Source organism: Clostridium sp. K13 (genome assembly GCF_019734195.1).
In the GTDB taxonomy this organism is placed as follows: domain Bacteria; phylum Bacillota; class Clostridia; order Clostridiales; family Clostridiaceae; genus Clostridium.
The window spans coordinates 65,545-82,454 of record NZ_JAASHM010000016.1 but is presented as its reverse complement, the minus strand read 5'-3'; the positions used below and the strand labels follow the sequence as shown (position 1 = coordinate 82,454).

The window sequence follows — 16,910 nt, the reverse complement described above, 5'->3', positions numbered from 1 at the left end:
AAAAGGGAGGATTCGAATTCGAATCCTCCCTTTCTTATTCGGCTAGTATCAAAAGTTATTTTGATACAGCCCCTTTTATTAATATAGATGATTTAAAGGTAATATTATAAAGTGGGGGTGTTTTTTATGGGATAAATAATATAGTTACATACTTAGAAGAACTAAATTTTATTTCAATTTTTTTAAGGCTTACTATGGCAGTTATTTTTGGTGGAATAATTGGATATGGTAGAGAAAGAGAGAGAAGACCTGCTGGACTTAGAACTCATATACTTGTATCTATTGGAGCAACTCTTGCAATGATAACAAATATTTACGTGTGTAAAGAATATAGTACATCTAGTGATCCAACTAGACTTGGAGCTCAAGTCATAAGTGGTATTGGGTTTTTAGGTGCAGGAACTATTATAGTTACAGGTAAGAATAAAGTTAGGGGCTTAACTACAGCGGCAGGCCTTTGGGCATCAGCTTGCATGGGACTAGCTATAGGTGCAGGGTTTTATTCGGGAGCTATTATAGGATGTATATTCATTTCTGGAGTTACTGTAGCTCTTGCAAAGATTGATAAAAGAATTAATAATAAATCTAGGAATATAACCTTATATATTTTAGTTGATTCAACTAGTGCTGCATCTAAATTATTAGTAGATATACAGAGCAAAAATGTAAGAATAAGTGATATAGAGATAAGTAATAATAATGTGTCATCTAATGATTTAATTGGAATTTTATTAGGACTTAAGATACCAAGGGAAGTTTGTCATAATGATTTTATAGAATCTATTAATAATAAAAATGAAGTTATTTTTATGCAGGAGATTAATTGATAAAAGATAAATTATAAAGCAAGGATTATATAGTTTTTATTTTATAATTATCAGTAGGATGTATTTATATAAGAATAATTTAAATTATTTTTGTTTACCATAATATATGAGGTGATAAAGTGAAATTGAGATTCGTAGCATTAACAATTATAATGTTTATTTTAATAACTCCTATTAATACTAAAGCTTATGTAACTCCAAATTCTAATGTATATACACAAGGGATATATAAATTTGAAGAAAGTGGAGTGTTCAATGCGAATGTAAGATTGATAAAAGGGGAACAAACAACTTTTCTTGTTATAGAACCAAATCAAAATGTAGTTCTATATATAAAATTGATTTTAAATGAAGAAGTAAAATTAAAAGATCTTGATAAAGACTATACAATTTGTATTATTGGAGAAGGGGAAGTTGCAATTAATTACGAAAAGGCAAGTTAAATAAGAGTAATAAATTTATAAAAATCAAAAGCCTTGATATTACGGAAACGAGTAATATCAAGGCTTTTAACTTGTTAGATATATAAATGGTGCCGGCAGTGGGAATCGAACCCACACGGTAAAACCGCATGATTTTGAGTCATGTGCGTCTGCCAGTTCCGCCATGCCGACATATTTAATATATTAATAATGGTAACATGTAGAAGAGATTATGTCAATAAAATTTAATTGTAAAAAGTGGAAACTTAAATTTGAAAATTATGTATTAAGAATGTTTGGAATATGTCACTATATAAAATTATTAAGAACAGGATGTAGCTTTTTATCATATATTGTTTATATATAACGATAGAACTATGCATATAGAAAGGAAAACAAAGGTATGGAGTGGTTTATGAGTTTAAGTCCAGTAATGCAAGGACTAGTTGCCACAATATTTACATGGGCAATAACAGCACTAGGTGCATGTTTAGTATTTTTCTTTAAAACAGTTGATAGAAGAGTTTTAAATTGTATGCTTGGATTTGGAGCTGGAGTTATGGTAGCAGCTAGTTTTTGGTCCTTATTGAATCCTGCTATAGAGTTATGCTCGGAATTAGGATATAGTCAAATAATATTGCCAGCTTTAGGATTTTTTGCAGGTGGAATATTTATTATATTAGCTGATAAAATGATGGATAAATATTCTTATGGTGTAATTACAGAAAATGATGAGATTGCAAAAGATTCTGTAGTACAAAGGTATAAAAAGAGTATATTGCTAGTTGTTGCGGTAACCCTTCATAATATACCAGAAGGATTAGCTGTAGGAGTTGCCTTTGGAGGTGTAGCAGCGGGAATACCATCAGCGTCAATAGGGGCAGCTATAAGTTTAGCTTTAGGAATTGGGCTTCAAAATTTCCCAGAGGGAGCTGCGGTTTCTTTACCATTAAGAAGAGAAGGGATCTCGAGGGGAAAAAGCTTTTTTTACGGACAGGCATCAGGTATTGTTGAACCGATAGCAGGAGTTTTAGGAGCAATAGCAGCTATAAGCGTTAGAAGTATGCTCCCATTTTTCTTAGCATTTTCAGCAGGAGCTATGGTTTCAGTTGTTGGTTCAGAGTTATTGCCAGAGGCCTCAATTGAAAATAAGGCTTTAACAACAATTGGTTTAATATTAGGATTTATAACAATGATGATCTTAGATGTAGCGTTAGGATAAGAATGAATAAACAAAGAGTAAAAGGATGACACTTATCAATATGAATGTGTATCATCCTAATTACATAGATTTATAAAAAAGGTAGTTTTGATAGTTGGATTTTTAAAGAATATTTATTTTATTAATATAATTATTTAATATTAAAGAAAGCTTGTCTTCCTCTATATTCAGCAACTTCACCTAATTCTTCAGATATTCTTATAAGTTGATTATATTTAGCAACTCTTTCTGATCTTGCAGGTGCACCAGTTTTAATTTGACCAGCGTTAACAGCAACAACTAAATCTGCTATAGTAGTATCTTCTGTTTCACCTGATCTATGAGAAATAACAGCAGTATATCCAGCTCTATTAGCCATTTCGATAGCATTTAAAGTTTCAGTTAAAGTACCAATTTGGTTTAACTTAATTAATATTGAGTTACCAACACCTCTTTGAATACCTTCTGATAATCTTGAAGTGTTAGTTACAAATAAGTCATCACCAACTAATTGAACTTTACTGCCAAGTCTTTCAGTTAATAGCTTCCATCCTTCCCAGTCTTCTTCAGCCATACCATCTTCAATAGAGATAATAGGATATTTGTTAACCCATTCTTCTAAGAAGTCAACCATTTCTGATGCTGTTAAAGTTTTTCCTTCATGTTCTAAAACATATTTTCCATCTTTATAGTATTCAGAAGATGCAGCATCTATTGCTATGAACATTTCTTTTCCAGGTTCATATCCAGCTTTAGTTATAGCTTCTAATATAACTTCTATAGCCTCTTCATTTGATTTTAAGTTTGGAGCAAATCCACCTTCATCACCAACACCAGTTGAGTAGTTCTTTTCATTTAAAGTTTTCTTTAATGAATGATATACTTCAGCACAAGCTTGGATAGCCTTATCAAATGAATCAAATCCTACAGGCATAACCATGAATTCTTGTAAATCAACAGAGTTATCAGCATGAGAACCACCATTAATTATGTTCATCATTGGAACAGGTAAAACTTTTGCATTTACACCACCAACATATTGATATAAAGGAAGTCCTAAGAAATTAGAAGCAGCTTGAGCTACAGCTAAAGAAACTCCTAAAATAGCATTAGCACCTAAAGTACCTTTATTATGTGTTCCATCTAATTCAATTAATTTTTTATCTATAGCAGTTTGATCAAAGACATTATATCCTACTAATTCCTTAGCAATTACTTCATTTACATTTCTTACAGCAGTTTGAACGCCTTTACCCATAAAGTAATCTTTATTATTATCTCTTAATTCAACAGCTTCGTATATACCAGTTGAAGCACCTGATGGTACAGCAGCTCTTCCAATAGTTCCGTCTTCAAGGATAACTTCAACTTCTACAGTAGGGAAGCATCTTGAATCAAGAATTTGTCTTGCAACAATATTAATTATTTCTACAACATTTTTCATTTTAAAATCCTCCTTTAATATATAAAACAGATATTAAAGATAAGTGAAATCAGATATTAACTGAAAATCATTATCAATATTTTGTTTAATTATAGCAAATTATATAAATAAATGGCAAGCTAATTGATAATAATTATCAATTTCGTTTTTTAAATGTTTACTTTAGGCAATATTTTGAAAAAACTATAAGAAATTTTAGCAATATGATAAAAAAATATCATTTTCTTATTGTTAGAGATTGATTCATCTGTTATTATATAAAGGTAGGATGGATTTATCCCCAGCGGGGTAAATCTTGACCCAGTTAAGTACAGCCTATTTATTACATAGTATTTAGGATAAGCTATAACTAATATTAATTAGGGAGGAATCAATATAATGATGTATTCAAAAGAAGTTGAAGAAATGTGCGTTGTTGCTAAAGGCGCTAATCATGCATGTGCTCCAATTCCAGTTGAAGGAAAATGGGTACAAGCTACACAAATATCAGATATTTCAGGGTTAACTCACGGAATAGGTTGGTGTGCACCTCAACAAGGAGCTTGTAAATTAACTTTAAACGTTAAAGGTGGAGTTATCCAAGAAGCATTAGTTGAAACAGTTGGATGTTCAGGAATGACTCACTCAGCTGCTATGGCTTCAGAAATATTACCAGGAAGAACTATATTAGAAGCTTTAAACACAGACTTAGTTTGTGATGCTATAAATACAGCAATGAGAGAATTATTCTTACAAATCGTATACGGAAGATCTCAAACTGCTTTCTCTGAAGGTGGATTACCAATCGGAGCTGGTTTAGAAGATTTAGGTAAGGGATTAAGATCTCAAGTTGGTACTACTTACGGAACTCTTGATAAAGGACCTAGATACTTAGAAATGGCTGAAGGATACATTACTAAAATCGCTTTAGATGAAGATAATGAAATCATCGGTTATAAGTTCGTTCACCTAGGAAAAATGATGGAAATGATCGGTAAGGGAATGGATGCTAATGAAGCATTAGAAAAAGCTGCAGGTCAATACGGAAGAGTTGCTGACGCTGTTAAATTAATCGATCCAAGACACGAATAATTTGTAAGGAGGAATTTAATCATGGCATTATTTGAAAGTTATGAAAGAAGAATAGGACAAATCACTCCAGTATTAGAAAAATACGGAATGAAGACATTAGAAGATGCTAAAGCTGTATGTGATGCATACGGAATAGATCCATATACAATTGTTAAAGAAACTCAACCAATCGCATTCGAAAATGCTGCTTGGGCTTACGTTTTAGGAGCTGCAATCGCTATAAAGAAAGGTTGCACAAAGGCTGCTGATGCTGCTGAAGCTATCGGAGAAGGGTTACAAGCTTTCTGTATCCCAGGTTCTGTTGCTGATGACAGAAAAGTTGGTTTAGGACACGGTAACTTAGGAGCTATGCTTTTAAGAGAAGAAACTAAATGTTTCGCATTCTTAGCAGGTCACGAATCTTTCGCTGCTGCTGAAGGTGCTATCAAAATAGCTGAAAAAGCTAACAAAGTAAGAAAAGAACCATTAAGAGTTATATTAAACGGTCTTGGAAAAGATGCTGCTAAGATAATTTCAAGAATCAATGGATTCACTTACGTTGAAACTAAATTCGACTTCTTCACTGGTAAGTTAGAAGTTGTTAATTCAAAAGCTTACTCTAACGGACCAAGAGCTAAGGTTAACTGCTACGGTTCAAACGATGTTAGAGAAGGTGTTGCTATAATGCATCACGAAGGTGTTGACGTATCAATCACTGGTAACTCAACTAACCCAACAAGATTCCAACACCCAGTTGCTGGAACATACAAGAAGGAATGTATCGAATTAGGTAAGAAGTACTTCTCAGTTGCATCAGGTGGTGGTACTGGTAGAACTCTTCACCCAGATAACATGGCTGCAGGTCCAGCTTCTTACGGTATGACAGATACTATGGGAAGAATGCACTCAGACGCTCAATTCGCTGGTTCTTCATCAGTTCCTGCTCACGTTGAGATGATGGGATTAATCGGTGCTGGTAACAACCCAATGGTTGGTATGACAGTTGCTGTTGCTGTTGCTGTAGAAGAGCACGCAAAATAATATAACATCTAAGTTAATTATAACTAAGAAGTTTTAAAAATAGAGCTTCATGTATGACTTTTATAAGTTGTGCATGAAGCTCTTTTGTTTATTAAATTTTATATAAGATAAATTTATAAGTATTTTCCGTTATTACTCACTATTTTAATTATTTGATAACATTTTATCTAAATCGTAAATATACTGTAATATATTAAAAAATAACAAATGTAAAATATTAAAAGAGGAGATACAAGAGATGAAATTAGATAGTGATTTTTGGAGTGATATTAATAAAATAATATCAGATAGTTTAAATAAGAGTAATGGAGAAACAAGCGAAGGGAAAAACACTGAATATATATGTAGGAGAAAATGGTAAACAAAGTAATAGTAGTGATAATTCATATTTCATATTTGAATTAAATAAGGATGGTAAGAGTTATACAATTTCAGCTAAGGATAGGTTAAAACTACATTCAGTTTTGGTTATTCCAAGTAAGTATAAGAATTTACCAGTAACTAATATTAAGTATAATGGATTTCAAAGTTGTAAAACAATTACTTCAGTTACAATTCCATCATCAGTAGTTAGTATAGATAGTTTGGATTATAAAAAAGATATAGGTGCATTTGCAGGATGTAGTAGTTTAAGTAAGGTTTATTTTGAAAAAGAAAGCAAGATACAAGTTATTGGAATACGTGCATTTTCTTATTGTACAAAACTAGAAGAAGTATATTTAAGAAGTTTAACTTTACCTAATTTAGGTAGGTATGCCTTTTATCAAGTTGCAGATAATATAAAAATATATGTACCAGAAACTATGATAGATAAATTTAAGAATGATTGTATGTGGAAAGCATATAAAGAAAATATTTTCAAATTATCAGATGAAGAATATAATCCAGATATTCCAGATATCCCAGAAAGTGGTTATGGTATTAATAATGGCATTGTTATTACTATTGTAAAAGTTTGTCCAGTAACTTATACCATATCTGGTGATGTAAATATAAATATAGAAAAGTAAAATAAAAGAGGTACATGTTATTTATAAGAGAATAAATCAATATGTATCTCTATTTTATCAAAGTAATATTATAGATAACAAATAATGGTGTTAATGAAGAGTAGTTGAAATAAATAATATGGGAATATATAATAAAAATAGTAAATTAAAAGGGAGATTAACAAATGAACATACAAATATTTGGCACTAAAAAATGTAATGACACAAAAAAGGCAGAAAGATTTTTTAAGGAAAGAAAAATTTCATATCAATTTATAGATTTAAAAGAAAAAGCACTTAGCAAAGGTGAATTACAAAGTGTTAAAAAAGCTATAGGTCTTGAAGATTTAATTAATAAAAATTCTAAAGATTATAAGAAATTAAATATGGATAAAATAAGAGGTGCTGAAACTAGAGAAGACATGCTATTAAAAAATCCATCTTTATATGTGACTCCAATAGTTAGAAATGGAAAAGAAGCTACAGTTGGAAATGCTCCAGAAGTATGGAAAAGTTGGGAATAAATCAATGGAAAATTAAAAATGGATAATGGACAATTATCCATTACCCATTTACAATTAAATAAGTTTTCAATTTATTTATAACTATGATAATGATTAAAGTACAACTTAAAGTTAGTTAAAGGCTTTATAAATAGCATTTATTCCTTTTTCAAAATCATCATTTTCTATTCCGACTAATACATTTATTTCACTTGAGCCTTGGTCTATCATTCTAATATTAATATCAGCTTCAGAAAGGGCTGTAAATATCTTAGCAGCAACCCCTTTAGAATAAGCCATTCCTGTACCAACAGTTGCAATTAAGGCCATATTAGGGTATACAACTATAGAGTCAGGATTACAAGCTCTTTTAATTTCTTCAACTATAATATCTGTTTTATTTTTTAGATTTGAATCAGATATTACAACACTAACGCTATCTATTCCTGATGGCATATTTTCAAAAGAAACACCATTTTGTTCTAATATAGTAAGTACTTTTCTACAGAATCCAAGCTCTGAATTCATCATAGATTTTTCAATAGATAAAACAGTAAAGTTTTGTTTACCAGCAACACCAGTTATAGTATTATCATGTTTTGTTTTGTTGCTTACAATTAAAGTACCTTCATTTTCAGGTTCATTAGTATTTCTTATATTAATAGGAATACCAGAACTTCTTACTGGAAATACAGCCTCTTCATGTAAAACAGAAGCACCCATATAAGATAATTCTCTAAGTTCTCCATAGGTTATAGTTTTAATTTTTTTAGGGTTATCAACTATTCTAGGATCTGCCATTAAGAATCCAGAAACATCTGTCCAGTTTTCATAAAGGCATGCATTTATGCTAGCGGCAACTAATGCACCAGTTACATCAGAGCCACCTCTTGAGAATGTAACTATTTCACCATTTTCATCAGAGCCATAGAATCCAGGAATAACTGCTCTTTCATGATTAGATAGCTTGTCTTGAAGAAGTTTATAGGTTTCTTCAAGGTTTAAAGTACCATATTTATTAAATTTAATAACATCTTTTGCATCAACAAAGTCAATACCTAAATAATTAGCAAGGATTATTCCATTTAGATATTCTCCTCTACTTGCAGTATAGTCTGCAGAAGCCCCATTTTCTATATCATTCTTTATAATATTTAAGTAATAGTCTAAATCTAAGCTTAAATCTAATTCATTAACAATAGAATGATATCTTTCACATATTAATTTAAACACATCATCTAACGGAATGCTAGAATTTACATGTGCATGACAGAGATAAAGCAAATCAGTAACCTTAAAATCCTTAGAGAATCTTTTTCCAGGTGCTGATGGAATAACATATCTTCTATCACAATTACTTTCAATAATATTTTTTACTTTTTTAAAGTGAATAGAATCCGCTAAAGAACTACCACCAAATTTTGTTACAATAAAATTCATTTTTTTGCCCCCTTTAGTGTAAAAACAGTTAAAAATTAACCTTAATAACTATATTAGCAATAAATTACATAAAACTCAACTATATAGTGTAATATAAGGAGTATATTTACTATAAAATAACAGACAAAATGTTATTAAAATGACACAAATCCATAGTATAATATAGATGAAGAATTTAAAATTAATATTAAAAATATATATTGAATATAATCTAAACTTTTAGAAAATAATAATATTTTTTTGATGGGGAGAGGTAAATAAATGGACAAGTTTCTGGTTGACAGAATACAAATGACAGTTGAGAACTACAGATTAGCAAAGGAAGAACTAAGAAATGATGGAGATATAATTAATCATTTTGCATCATTAGTTTTTTCGCACTATGAAAAAGAAATACCAGTTGAAAGAGTTAAAGATATAAGAAAAAAAATTAAATCAGATACAACAATTATGTCTCCATTTAGAGGAGATACTTTGAATATACTTTCATTATTAATAGCTACTGTTGATAATGAAAAAGAAGAAGAACTTATAGAAGATATGTATGAAATCATAGAAAATTTAGAGGAACAAGGATTTTCAAGTGGATCATATTTAGCGTTAACAGCATTTACAATTAGTAAATATTGTAGAGGTAAGGAGAAGAATGATATAATAAGCAAAATAAAAGAACTGTATATAATACTTAAAGAAAAATATAGCAATATAACTAATGATGATGATTACTTGCTTTGTACTTTATGGGTTATTAATAATATTCAAGCAGACACTGTAGATGATTTTATTGAGAATATATTTGATCATATTGCAGACTCTCATATAAGATCTAAGAATGGAGTACAAGGACTAGCAAATGCAATTATATTAAATGGTTCATCTGGAGAAATGTATAGAACTATGGAATTTATGTTGCAGCTTCAAAAGAGAAATATAAAAATAGCTAATCAGTTTTTACCTTTACTTGGAGTAATAAGCAATTATAATCCAAGAAGAAACGTAGATATAGTTGAGGGTGTTATTGAATATTTATGTGATGAAGAGGGAGAATATGAATATTATATAGATAAGGGTTTTAGAACTATAATTTCTATAGTAATTACAGCTTTTTGTACAATGACAGATAAAAAGAGATATATTGATGAATTATTGGCTCAAGGAATATTATCATTTATTAATAGTAAAAATAAAGGAATTTTTGAGGAAGTATTATACTAGGTGAAGTAATGAACAAAATAATTTTACATGTGGATATGGATGCATTTTTTGCATCAGTTGAACAAGTTGATAATCCTTCACTTAAAGGGAAACCTGTAATAGTTGGAGGGGTTAGTGAGAGAGGTGTTGTATCAACCTGCTCCTATGAAGCAAGAAAATTTGGAGTTAAGTCAGCAATGCCAATATTTATTGCACAAAGGCTTTGTCCACATGGTGTATATTTAAAGGTAAGATATCATAGATATAAGGAAATATCGAATATAGTATTTGAAATATTTAAAGAAGTCACTCCAAGTATTGAGCCACTTTCAATAGATGAGGCGTATTTAGACTTAAGTGAAGGAAAGTTTAATGATGGTCTAGAAGCTGCAAATTATATAAAGAGAAGAGTGCGTGAAGAAGTTGGATTAACATTATCTATTGGTATATCATACAATAAGTTTTTAGCGAAACTTGCATCAGATTGGAATAAGCCAAATGGAATAATGATAATTACAGAAGAGATGATTCCTGATATATTAAAACCGTTGCCAATATCAAAAATATATGGACTAGGTGAAAAATCTGTTAGAAAGCTAAATAATATGGGCATGTTTAAAATAGAGGACTTATATGAGCTATCTAAAGAATTTTTTGTGGATTATTTTGGGAAATATGGGATAGATATATACGAAAGAATTAGAGGTATTGATAATAGGGAAGTTAGAGTTAACAGAGATAGAAAATCCTATGGGAGAGAAAATACATTAAAGTTTGATACTGAAGATATTGAAGATATTCTTTATTATGTAAAGAGTTTTTGTTTAGAGTTAAGCGATGAATTAAAGAGAAGAAATGTATATATAAAAACTATAACATTCAAGTATAAAACTAATAATTTTGAAAATCATACAAGAAGTAGAAGCTTAAATTATTATACTAATGATTTTAATACTATATATAAGGTAGCTAAAGATATTATTAATGATGAGAAGTTTATAAGTCCAATAAGATTAATAGGAATTACTGTATCTAGCATAAAAGAAGAAAAGATAGAACAGTTAAAATTATTTTAACTATAGAAATAATTCAAGAATAGGTAAAATAGTTTAGAAAAATCTTTCCAATAGATGATACATCAATTATAATAGATAAGGGCTACTTAAGAAAAATTTCAAAATAAATGGAGGTATTATAATGGATAAGGCACAAATAGCTAAAATGATTGACCACACAATATTAAAACCAGAAGCAACAGAGAAGGAAGTTTTAAAGCTTTGCAAGGAAGCTGTAGAATATAATTTTGCTTCAGTTTGTATAAATCCATCAATGGTTCCAGTTGCAGCAACTGCATTAGAAGGAACTGATGTTGAAGTTTGTACTGTAATAGGCTTCCCTTTAGGAGCAACTACTACAGAAGTTAAGGCCTTTGAAACAAAAGATGTTATTGAAAAGGGTGCTGCAGAAGTTGATATGGTTATTAACGTAGGCAAATTAAAAGAGAGAGATTTAGAATACGTTAAAAATGATATAAAAGCAGTTGTTGAAGCAGCTGAAGGTAAAGCTTTAACAAAGGTAATAATAGAAAGTTGTCTTTTAACAGATGAAGAAAAAGTTATAGCTTGTCAATTATCAAAGGAAGCAGGAGCTGACTTTGTTAAGACATCAACTGGATTCTCAACTGGTGGAGCAACAGCGGCTGATATCAAATTAATGAGAGAAACTGTTGGACCAGATATGGGAGTAAAAGCATCAGGTGGAGTAAGAAGCAGAGAAGATGCTTTAGCTATGATTGAAAATGGAGCAACTAGAATAGGTGCATCAGCTTCAATTGCTATTTGCGAAGGAACAAAATCAAACTCAAATTATTAAAATAAATATATAAAAAGGAAGCATATATCTGCTTCCTTTTTATTATATTTAAAATATAATATACTTTTAAAAAAATATTGCCTAAATTCATAATATAAGAATATTAATATAATATATATCATTGTAAAAAAGGGGAGACGACTTATATTAGTAGTTTCTATCCTTAGATAGGAGGGTTATGAAGAAAGAGTTAACTCCATCAGAAATAGTGTTTAAACTAGATGTAAAAGATACTGATGTTGATAAAAGTACAAAAGGTATTAAAGAGTTTAATGATGCCTATAAAAAAGTTGAGAGGGCAATCAATATAGATAAAGAGGGTTACAATCTTTATTTAATAGATACCTTTTCAAAGGATAAATTAAAGGAGCTAACTGCTTTTATAGAGAAAAAGTATAAAGACTTAGAGGCACCAAGAGATATATGTTATGTTACATTAGAGGATGTTAACAAACCAGAAGCAATTTTTGTTGCTAATGGCAAGGGTAAAAAGTTAAAAGAAACTGTTGATGATATAAAAAATTGCTATTTAGAAGCTGTAGATGATTTTTATGGTGATTCTAGTAATGATGAAAAGGATTATTTAGTAGAGGACATTCAAAATAAAAGGAATAGTTATATAAGTGAATTAACTAAGATGGCTAAGGAAGAAGGTTTTGAAGTTAAAGCTACTAGCAAAGGATTTGCATTCATACCTTTAAGTGGAGATGAAGCAATGACAGAAAAAGAGTATGATGATTTAGAAGATGAAAATAAAAATGTAATAGTAGCAAAAGCTGGAACATTAAAAAAGAAAGCAGAAAGTATTTTAGATGAATTAAAGGATATTGAGGTTAAATCAATTAAAAAATTAAAGAAAATATATTCAAAGTTTTTAGCTACTCAAATGGAAGATGAGAAGGATAATGCACTTTTAGAGTTTATAACAGATGATGATTCTTATGAGTATTTGGAGAGATTATTTACTTGTATAGAAGAGGATTTAATAAATTGTTACACAATGAGTATAGAGGATGATGAAAGTGAAATATATGATATATTAAATAAATACGATGTTCGAGTAATTGTAGATAATACTAATAATTCGGCGCCACCTGTAATATTTGAGGAAGACCCTAATTTGAATAATTTAATAGGGTTAATAGAGTATGAAAATCATAACGGAATGTATACAACTAATATTTCATTAATAAATGCAGGGTCAATTTTAAAAGCAAATGAAGGATGTCTTATTTTAAGATTAAGTTCATTAGCTGTAAATAATTTAAGTTATTATTACTTAAAGAAAATTTTACTTTCAAATATGGTATCTTTTGATACTAACAAGAGTTATTTAGAATTTATAAATATAAATGGATTAAAGCCACAGCCTATTCCTGTTAAATTTAAAGTTATTATAATAGGAGATTATGAAACTTATGATATATTATACAATTCTGATGAAGACTTTAAAAAGTTATTTCCACTGAGAGCAGAATTTTCTTCTATAGTAAAAGTAAATAATGATTCAGTTATTGAATTGAAAAATATTATTGAAAATAAGATTAGAAAGAATGAATTGTTTAATTTAAATAATGAAGCTATGAGTGAAATGTTGAAGTATTTATGTAGAAAAAGTAGCAGTAGAAATAGAATACTTGCAGAAGAGGATTCTATAGACAAATTATTAGTACTAGCTAATAATTTAGCTAAGGAAAAAAAGAGGCTAGTAATAACTGAAGAAGATATTTTAGATGTTGCATATGAAGAAGAATTAATAGAAAATGAAATGATGAGTATGTATGAAGAGAATAAGATATTGATTGATATTAATGGAAGAAAGATAGGTGCAATAAATGCATTAGCAGTTCTTGATAGTGGATATTGTACTTTTGGAAAACCTATGAGGATTACCTGTGTTGCATGTAAGGGATCCGGCAGAATAGTTGATATCCAAAAGGAAAGTAATTTAAGCGGAAAAATTCATGAAAAATCAATAAGTATATTAAGAGGATTATTAACAAACTTGTTAAATCCTTATGAAAATATTCCAGTAGACTTTCACTTAAGCTTTGAACAGACTTATGGAATGGTAGAAGGTGATAGTGCATCTGTGGCTGAAATTATTTGTGTGCTTTCTGCTTTAAGTAAGAAAGGAGTAAATCAAAGCATTGCAGTAACAGGATCTATTAATCAATTTGGAGATATTCAACCTATTGGTGGAGTAAATGAAAAGATTGAGGGATTTTTTAAAGTTTGTAATATGTTAGATACTGTGGAGGGAAAAGGAGTATTAATTCCTGAGGGAAATAAGGATGAAATAATATTAAAATCAGAAGTAGAAAAAGCAATTGAAGAGGGTAAATTTCATATTTATACAATGAATAATCTAAATGATGCAATTGAGGTACTTTTGTTAGATAAAGAAGATAATATAGATAATTTCTATGAAAATTTACAAATAGAGTTAGAGAAATATAAAGAAAAAAGTAAAGATATTAAGGATTAGTAAAATAAAGATGAAGAAAGTATTTTCTTAAAAATGCTTAATAAAGCAGCTGTATTTATTTGATTTATTACAGCTGCTTTACTTTTTATATATGAGATTTAAATAATATCCATAAAAAGGTAAAAATACATTGACTACAAAATAAATATTATGTTAAAATTATGGAAAAAGAAGGAAGATGGGAGGGAGCTCTAAGTATTTAGCTTTAGAGTAGATTAATATGTTTTTAAAGTTTAATAAAGTTGATGATAAATTAGTTGTTACTCTTGTTGGAGAGTTAGATCATCATAGTGCAGAAGAGGTTAGAGTTAAAATAGATGATAGAATAGAAAGAGACAATATTAAAAAAGTAATAATGGATTTTAAAGAAGTAACATTTATGGATAGCTCAGGTATAGGTGTGGTTATAGGAAGATTAAAGAAGATTAAAAACAGAGATGGAAAAGTATGTATAACAAATGTTAATAAGAGAGTAGATAAAGTATTCACATTGTCAGGTCTTTACAAAATAATTACTGTTTATAATGATGTTAATGAAGCACTTGCAAACATTTAATGGAGGGATTAAAAACATGGAAGAAAATAGAGTATGTATAGAATTTGAAAGTAGATCTCAAAATGAAGGATTTGCTAGAGTTGCAGTGTCAGCTTTTGTTTCTCAATTAGATCCAACTATTGAAGAAATTGCAGATGTTAAAACAGCAGTTTCTGAAGCGGTAACAAATTCTATAATTCATGGTTATGAAAATTACGAAAAGGGTATAATTAAAATAGAATCTACAATTTCTGGTAGAGAAGTATCTATTAGTATTACTGATTATGGTAAAGGAATAGATGATATTGATATGGCTAGAGAACCGCTTTATACTTCAAGACCAGATTTAGAGAGATCAGGAATGGGCTTTACTGTTATGGAAAGCTTTATGGATAGTCTACAAGTTGAAAGTCAAAAGGATAAAGGCACTAGAATTGTTATGACAAAGAAATTTAATTAACGGTTAGGGGAGATTTATGGAAAAGGGTAAAATAAAAAATGGAAAGTTAAGCTATGAGGATAACTCAGAATTATTACCACTAGCTAAAGGTGGTAGTGAAGAAGCTATGAACAGGCTCATAGAAGCAAATTTACCTTTAGTAACCTCTATAAGTAAAAAGTTTATAAATAGAGGGTATGATTATGAAGATATTTATCAAATAGGCTGTATGGGTCTTGTTAAGGCAATTAAGAATTTTGATGATAAGTATAATGTTAAGTTTTCAACTTATGCTGTTCCAATGATAATTGGAGAAATAAAAAGATTCCTTAGAGATGATGGTATTATAAAAGTAAGTAGAAATGTTAAGAGTTTAGCTAAAAAACTTCATTTTGATAAAGAAGCATTAACTAAAAAGTTAAATAGGGATCCCAGTATAGAAGAGTTAGCAGAGTTTTCTGGTATAGATAAAGAAGAAATATTATTTGCTTTAGAATCATCTGCAAGTATGCAATATCTTTATGAAGTAATTCATCAAGATGATGGAGCGCCAGTATTATTAATTGATAAGTTAAGTGAAAACGCAGCAGAAGATAAAAATTTAACTGAAAAAATAGCTTTAAAGGAAGCTTTAAATAAGTTAGATACAAAGTCTAGACAAATTATTGTACTTAGATATTTTAAGGATAAAACACAAATACAAGTAGCAAAAATGTTAGGAATAAGTCAGGTTCAGGTGTCGAGAATAGAAAAGAAAGTACTTTCTGAGATGAGAAAACAATTAGATGAAGGATGAACATAAGAAAATGTATAAATTAATAGAAAATAAAATTTTAAAATAAGTCTACATTAAATAATATAAATTATTTAATGTAGACTTATTTTTATATAAAAGTAAATTAATCATGAAAATTGTAATAATATGAGTTAATTTTAAATTAAGAGGAATAATAAGTTTATGAAAGGAAGGAGATATAAGCATATGGGAAAAATGGCTAAAGAAGAAAAAAAAATAATAAAGGATTTTGAAAATATTTCGAAAGAAATGGCTCCTAAACCAAAATATTTTAAGAATATTTTATTGGCATTTTTAGTTGGTGGAACTATATGTACTATAGGGCAATTTATATTAAATATGTTAATAAAATTTGGTATAGATGAAGAAACAGCTAAACTTTGGTTACCTATAATAATGGTATTTATTGGGGCGTTATTAACAGGAATAGGAGTTTATGATAAGATAGCAAGCTTTGCTGGGGCAGGTACTGTAGTTCCTATTACAGGATTTTCTAATGCAGTAGTATCTCCAGCGATAGAATTTAAAAAAGAGGGTTTTGTTTTTGGAGTAGCAGCTAAAATGTTTACTATTGCAGGACCGGTATTAGTTTATGGTATAGGAACTTCAGTAATAATAGGCTTAGTCTATTATGTTTTGGAACTTATGGGAATTGTTTAAATTGGAGAG

18 protein-coding genes and 1 tRNA gene are annotated in these 16,910 nt (G+C 29.4%); 16 read left to right on the top strand and 3 right to left on the bottom strand.

Translation table 11 applies throughout. The features are described 5' to 3' along the window. Nucleotides 1-194 precede the first annotated feature (194 nt). On the top strand, nucleotides 195-827 hold the full coding sequence (locus HCG76_RS10760) for an MgtC/SapB family protein (RefSeq protein WP_221700717.1): 633 nt from the start codon (nucleotides 195-197) through the stop codon (nucleotides 825-827). A gap of 119 nt (nucleotides 828-946) precedes the next feature. Then, nucleotides 947-1,270, top strand: coding sequence for a hypothetical protein (locus HCG76_RS10755; protein WP_221700718.1), 324 nt, complete (start codon nucleotides 947-949; stop codon nucleotides 1,268-1,270). Between the two features lie 87 nt (nucleotides 1,271-1,357). Here the strand turns inward: HCG76_RS10755 and HCG76_RS10750 are convergent. Then, a tRNA-Leu gene (locus HCG76_RS10750) sits at nucleotides 1,358-1,441 on the bottom strand. Nucleotides 1,442-1,652: 211 nt separating this feature from the next. Between HCG76_RS10750 and HCG76_RS10745 the strand changes: the two genes are divergently transcribed. After that, a complete protein-coding gene (locus HCG76_RS10745; RefSeq protein WP_221700719.1) occupies nucleotides 1,653-2,471 on the top strand; it encodes a ZIP family metal transporter in 819 nt (272 codons plus the stop codon). A gap of 130 nt (nucleotides 2,472-2,601) precedes the next feature. Here HCG76_RS10745 and eno read toward each other — a convergent pair whose 3' ends face one another. Next, entirely contained in the window at nucleotides 2,602-3,894 is a 1,293-nt protein-coding gene (gene eno / locus HCG76_RS10740; protein WP_221700720.1) for a phosphopyruvate hydratase, read from the bottom strand. A 378-nt stretch (nucleotides 3,895-4,272) separates the two neighbouring features. On the opposite strand from eno, the gene HCG76_RS10735 reads away from it, so the two are divergent. From HCG76_RS10735 to HCG76_RS10720, 5 genes are all read left to right on the top strand, one after another. Continuing rightward, nucleotides 4,273-4,965, top strand: a complete 693-nt coding sequence (locus tag HCG76_RS10735; RefSeq protein WP_221700721.1) for an iron-sulfur cluster assembly scaffold protein — start codon at nucleotides 4,273-4,275, stop codon at nucleotides 4,963-4,965. 21 nt (nucleotides 4,966-4,986) lie between these two features. After that, nucleotides 4,987-5,985, top strand: coding sequence for a GGGtGRT protein (locus HCG76_RS10730; RefSeq protein WP_196001429.1), 999 nt, complete (start codon nucleotides 4,987-4,989; stop codon nucleotides 5,983-5,985). A 238-nt stretch (nucleotides 5,986-6,223) separates the two neighbouring features. Continuing rightward, nucleotides 6,224-6,346 carry a hypothetical protein gene (locus HCG76_RS19085; protein ID WP_260458129.1) on the top strand — a complete coding sequence of 41 codons (123 nt, stop codon included), beginning with the start codon at nucleotides 6,224-6,226 and terminating at the stop codon, nucleotides 6,344-6,346. Then, a complete protein-coding gene (locus HCG76_RS10725; protein ID WP_221700722.1) occupies nucleotides 6,291-6,995 on the top strand; it encodes a leucine-rich repeat protein in 705 nt (234 codons plus the stop codon). The genes HCG76_RS19085 and HCG76_RS10725 overlap by 56 nt, the downstream gene beginning before the upstream one ends. Before the next feature lie 164 nt (nucleotides 6,996-7,159). Beyond that, nucleotides 7,160-7,498: an arsenate reductase family protein gene (locus tag HCG76_RS10720; RefSeq protein WP_221700723.1), complete on the top strand. Its 339-nt coding sequence runs from the start codon at nucleotides 7,160-7,162 to the stop codon at nucleotides 7,496-7,498. A gap of 111 nt (nucleotides 7,499-7,609) precedes the next feature. Here HCG76_RS10720 and HCG76_RS10715 read toward each other — a convergent pair whose 3' ends face one another. Beyond that, nucleotides 7,610-8,917 carry an aspartate kinase gene (locus HCG76_RS10715; protein ID WP_221700724.1) on the bottom strand — a complete coding sequence of 436 codons (1,308 nt, stop codon included), beginning with the start codon at nucleotides 8,915-8,917 and terminating at the stop codon, nucleotides 7,610-7,612. A gap of 261 nt (nucleotides 8,918-9,178) precedes the next feature. On the opposite strand from HCG76_RS10715, the gene HCG76_RS10710 reads away from it, so the two are divergent. From HCG76_RS10710 to spoVAC, 8 genes are all read left to right on the top strand, one after another. Then, entirely contained in the window at nucleotides 9,179-10,132 is a 954-nt protein-coding gene (locus HCG76_RS10710; RefSeq protein ID WP_221700725.1) for a DUF4003 family protein, read from the top strand. Between the two features lie 8 nt (nucleotides 10,133-10,140). Further along, on the top strand, nucleotides 10,141-11,187 hold the full coding sequence (locus HCG76_RS10705) for a DNA polymerase IV (protein WP_221700726.1): 1,047 nt from the start codon (nucleotides 10,141-10,143) through the stop codon (nucleotides 11,185-11,187). A gap of 121 nt (nucleotides 11,188-11,308) precedes the next feature. After that, nucleotides 11,309-11,983 (top strand): deoxyribose-phosphate aldolase, encoded by a 675-nt coding sequence (gene deoC / locus HCG76_RS10700; RefSeq protein ID WP_221700727.1) that lies wholly within the window; start codon nucleotides 11,309-11,311, stop codon nucleotides 11,981-11,983. Between the two features lie 178 nt (nucleotides 11,984-12,161). After that, a complete protein-coding gene (locus HCG76_RS10695; RefSeq protein ID WP_221700728.1) occupies nucleotides 12,162-14,471 on the top strand; it encodes an AAA family ATPase in 2,310 nt (769 codons plus the stop codon). A 220-nt stretch (nucleotides 14,472-14,691) separates the two neighbouring features. Further along, nucleotides 14,692-15,027, top strand: coding sequence for an anti-sigma F factor antagonist (gene spoIIAA, locus HCG76_RS10690; protein ID WP_221700729.1), 336 nt, complete (start codon nucleotides 14,692-14,694; stop codon nucleotides 15,025-15,027). Nucleotides 15,028-15,043: 16 nt separating this feature from the next. Beyond that, the gene (gene spoIIAB / locus HCG76_RS10685) at nucleotides 15,044-15,466 is read left to right on the top strand and encodes an anti-sigma F factor (protein WP_221700730.1); all 423 of its coding nucleotides are present in this window, start codon (nucleotides 15,044-15,046) and stop codon (nucleotides 15,464-15,466) included. 16 nt (nucleotides 15,467-15,482) lie between these two features. Continuing rightward, nucleotides 15,483-16,241: an RNA polymerase sporulation sigma factor SigF gene (gene sigF, locus HCG76_RS10680; protein ID WP_195987096.1), complete on the top strand. Its 759-nt coding sequence runs from the start codon at nucleotides 15,483-15,485 to the stop codon at nucleotides 16,239-16,241. A 195-nt stretch (nucleotides 16,242-16,436) separates the two neighbouring features. Beyond that, a complete protein-coding gene (gene spoVAC, locus HCG76_RS10675) occupies nucleotides 16,437-16,901 on the top strand; it encodes a stage V sporulation protein AC (protein WP_221700764.1) in 465 nt (154 codons plus the stop codon). Nucleotides 16,902-16,910: the final 9 nt, after the last annotated feature.

Bases quoted from the DNA above. Each gene is read 5' to 3' on its own strand.
- HCG76_RS10760 (WP_221700717.1), top strand. From the start codon at position 195: ATGGCAGTTATTTTTGGTGGAATAATTGGATATGGTAGAGAAAGAGAG.
- HCG76_RS10745 (WP_221700719.1), top strand. From the start codon at position 1,653: ATGGAGTGGTTTATGAGTTTAAGTCCAGTAATGCAAGGACTAGTTGCC.
- eno (WP_221700720.1), bottom strand. From the start codon at position 3,894: ATGAAAAATGTTGTAGAAATAATTAATATTGTTGCAAGACAAATTCTT.
- HCG76_RS10735 (WP_221700721.1), top strand. From the start codon at position 4,273: ATGATGTATTCAAAAGAAGTTGAAGAAATGTGCGTTGTTGCTAAAGGC.
- HCG76_RS10730 (WP_196001429.1), top strand. From the start codon at position 4,987: ATGGCATTATTTGAAAGTTATGAAAGAAGAATAGGACAAATCACTCCA.
- HCG76_RS19085 (WP_260458129.1), top strand. From the start codon at position 6,224: ATGAAATTAGATAGTGATTTTTGGAGTGATATTAATAAAATAATATCA.
- HCG76_RS10725 (WP_221700722.1), top strand. From the start codon at position 6,291: ATGGAGAAACAAGCGAAGGGAAAAACACTGAATATATATGTAGGAGAA.
- HCG76_RS10720 (WP_221700723.1), top strand. From the start codon at position 7,160: ATGAACATACAAATATTTGGCACTAAAAAATGTAATGACACAAAAAAG.
- HCG76_RS10715 (WP_221700724.1), bottom strand. From the start codon at position 8,917: ATGAATTTTATTGTAACAAAATTTGGTGGTAGTTCTTTAGCGGATTCT.
- HCG76_RS10710 (WP_221700725.1), top strand. From the start codon at position 9,179: ATGGACAAGTTTCTGGTTGACAGAATACAAATGACAGTTGAGAACTAC.
- HCG76_RS10705 (WP_221700726.1), top strand. From the start codon at position 10,141: ATGAACAAAATAATTTTACATGTGGATATGGATGCATTTTTTGCATCA.
- deoC (WP_221700727.1), top strand. From the start codon at position 11,309: ATGGATAAGGCACAAATAGCTAAAATGATTGACCACACAATATTAAAA.
- HCG76_RS10695 (WP_221700728.1), top strand. From the start codon at position 12,162: ATGAAGAAAGAGTTAACTCCATCAGAAATAGTGTTTAAACTAGATGTA.
- spoIIAA (WP_221700729.1), top strand. From the start codon at position 14,692: ATGTTTTTAAAGTTTAATAAAGTTGATGATAAATTAGTTGTTACTCTT.
- spoIIAB (WP_221700730.1), top strand. From the start codon at position 15,044: ATGGAAGAAAATAGAGTATGTATAGAATTTGAAAGTAGATCTCAAAAT.
- sigF (WP_195987096.1), top strand. From the start codon at position 15,483: ATGGAAAAGGGTAAAATAAAAAATGGAAAGTTAAGCTATGAGGATAAC.
- spoVAC (WP_221700764.1), top strand. From the start codon at position 16,437: ATGGCTAAAGAAGAAAAAAAAATAATAAAGGATTTTGAAAATATTTCG.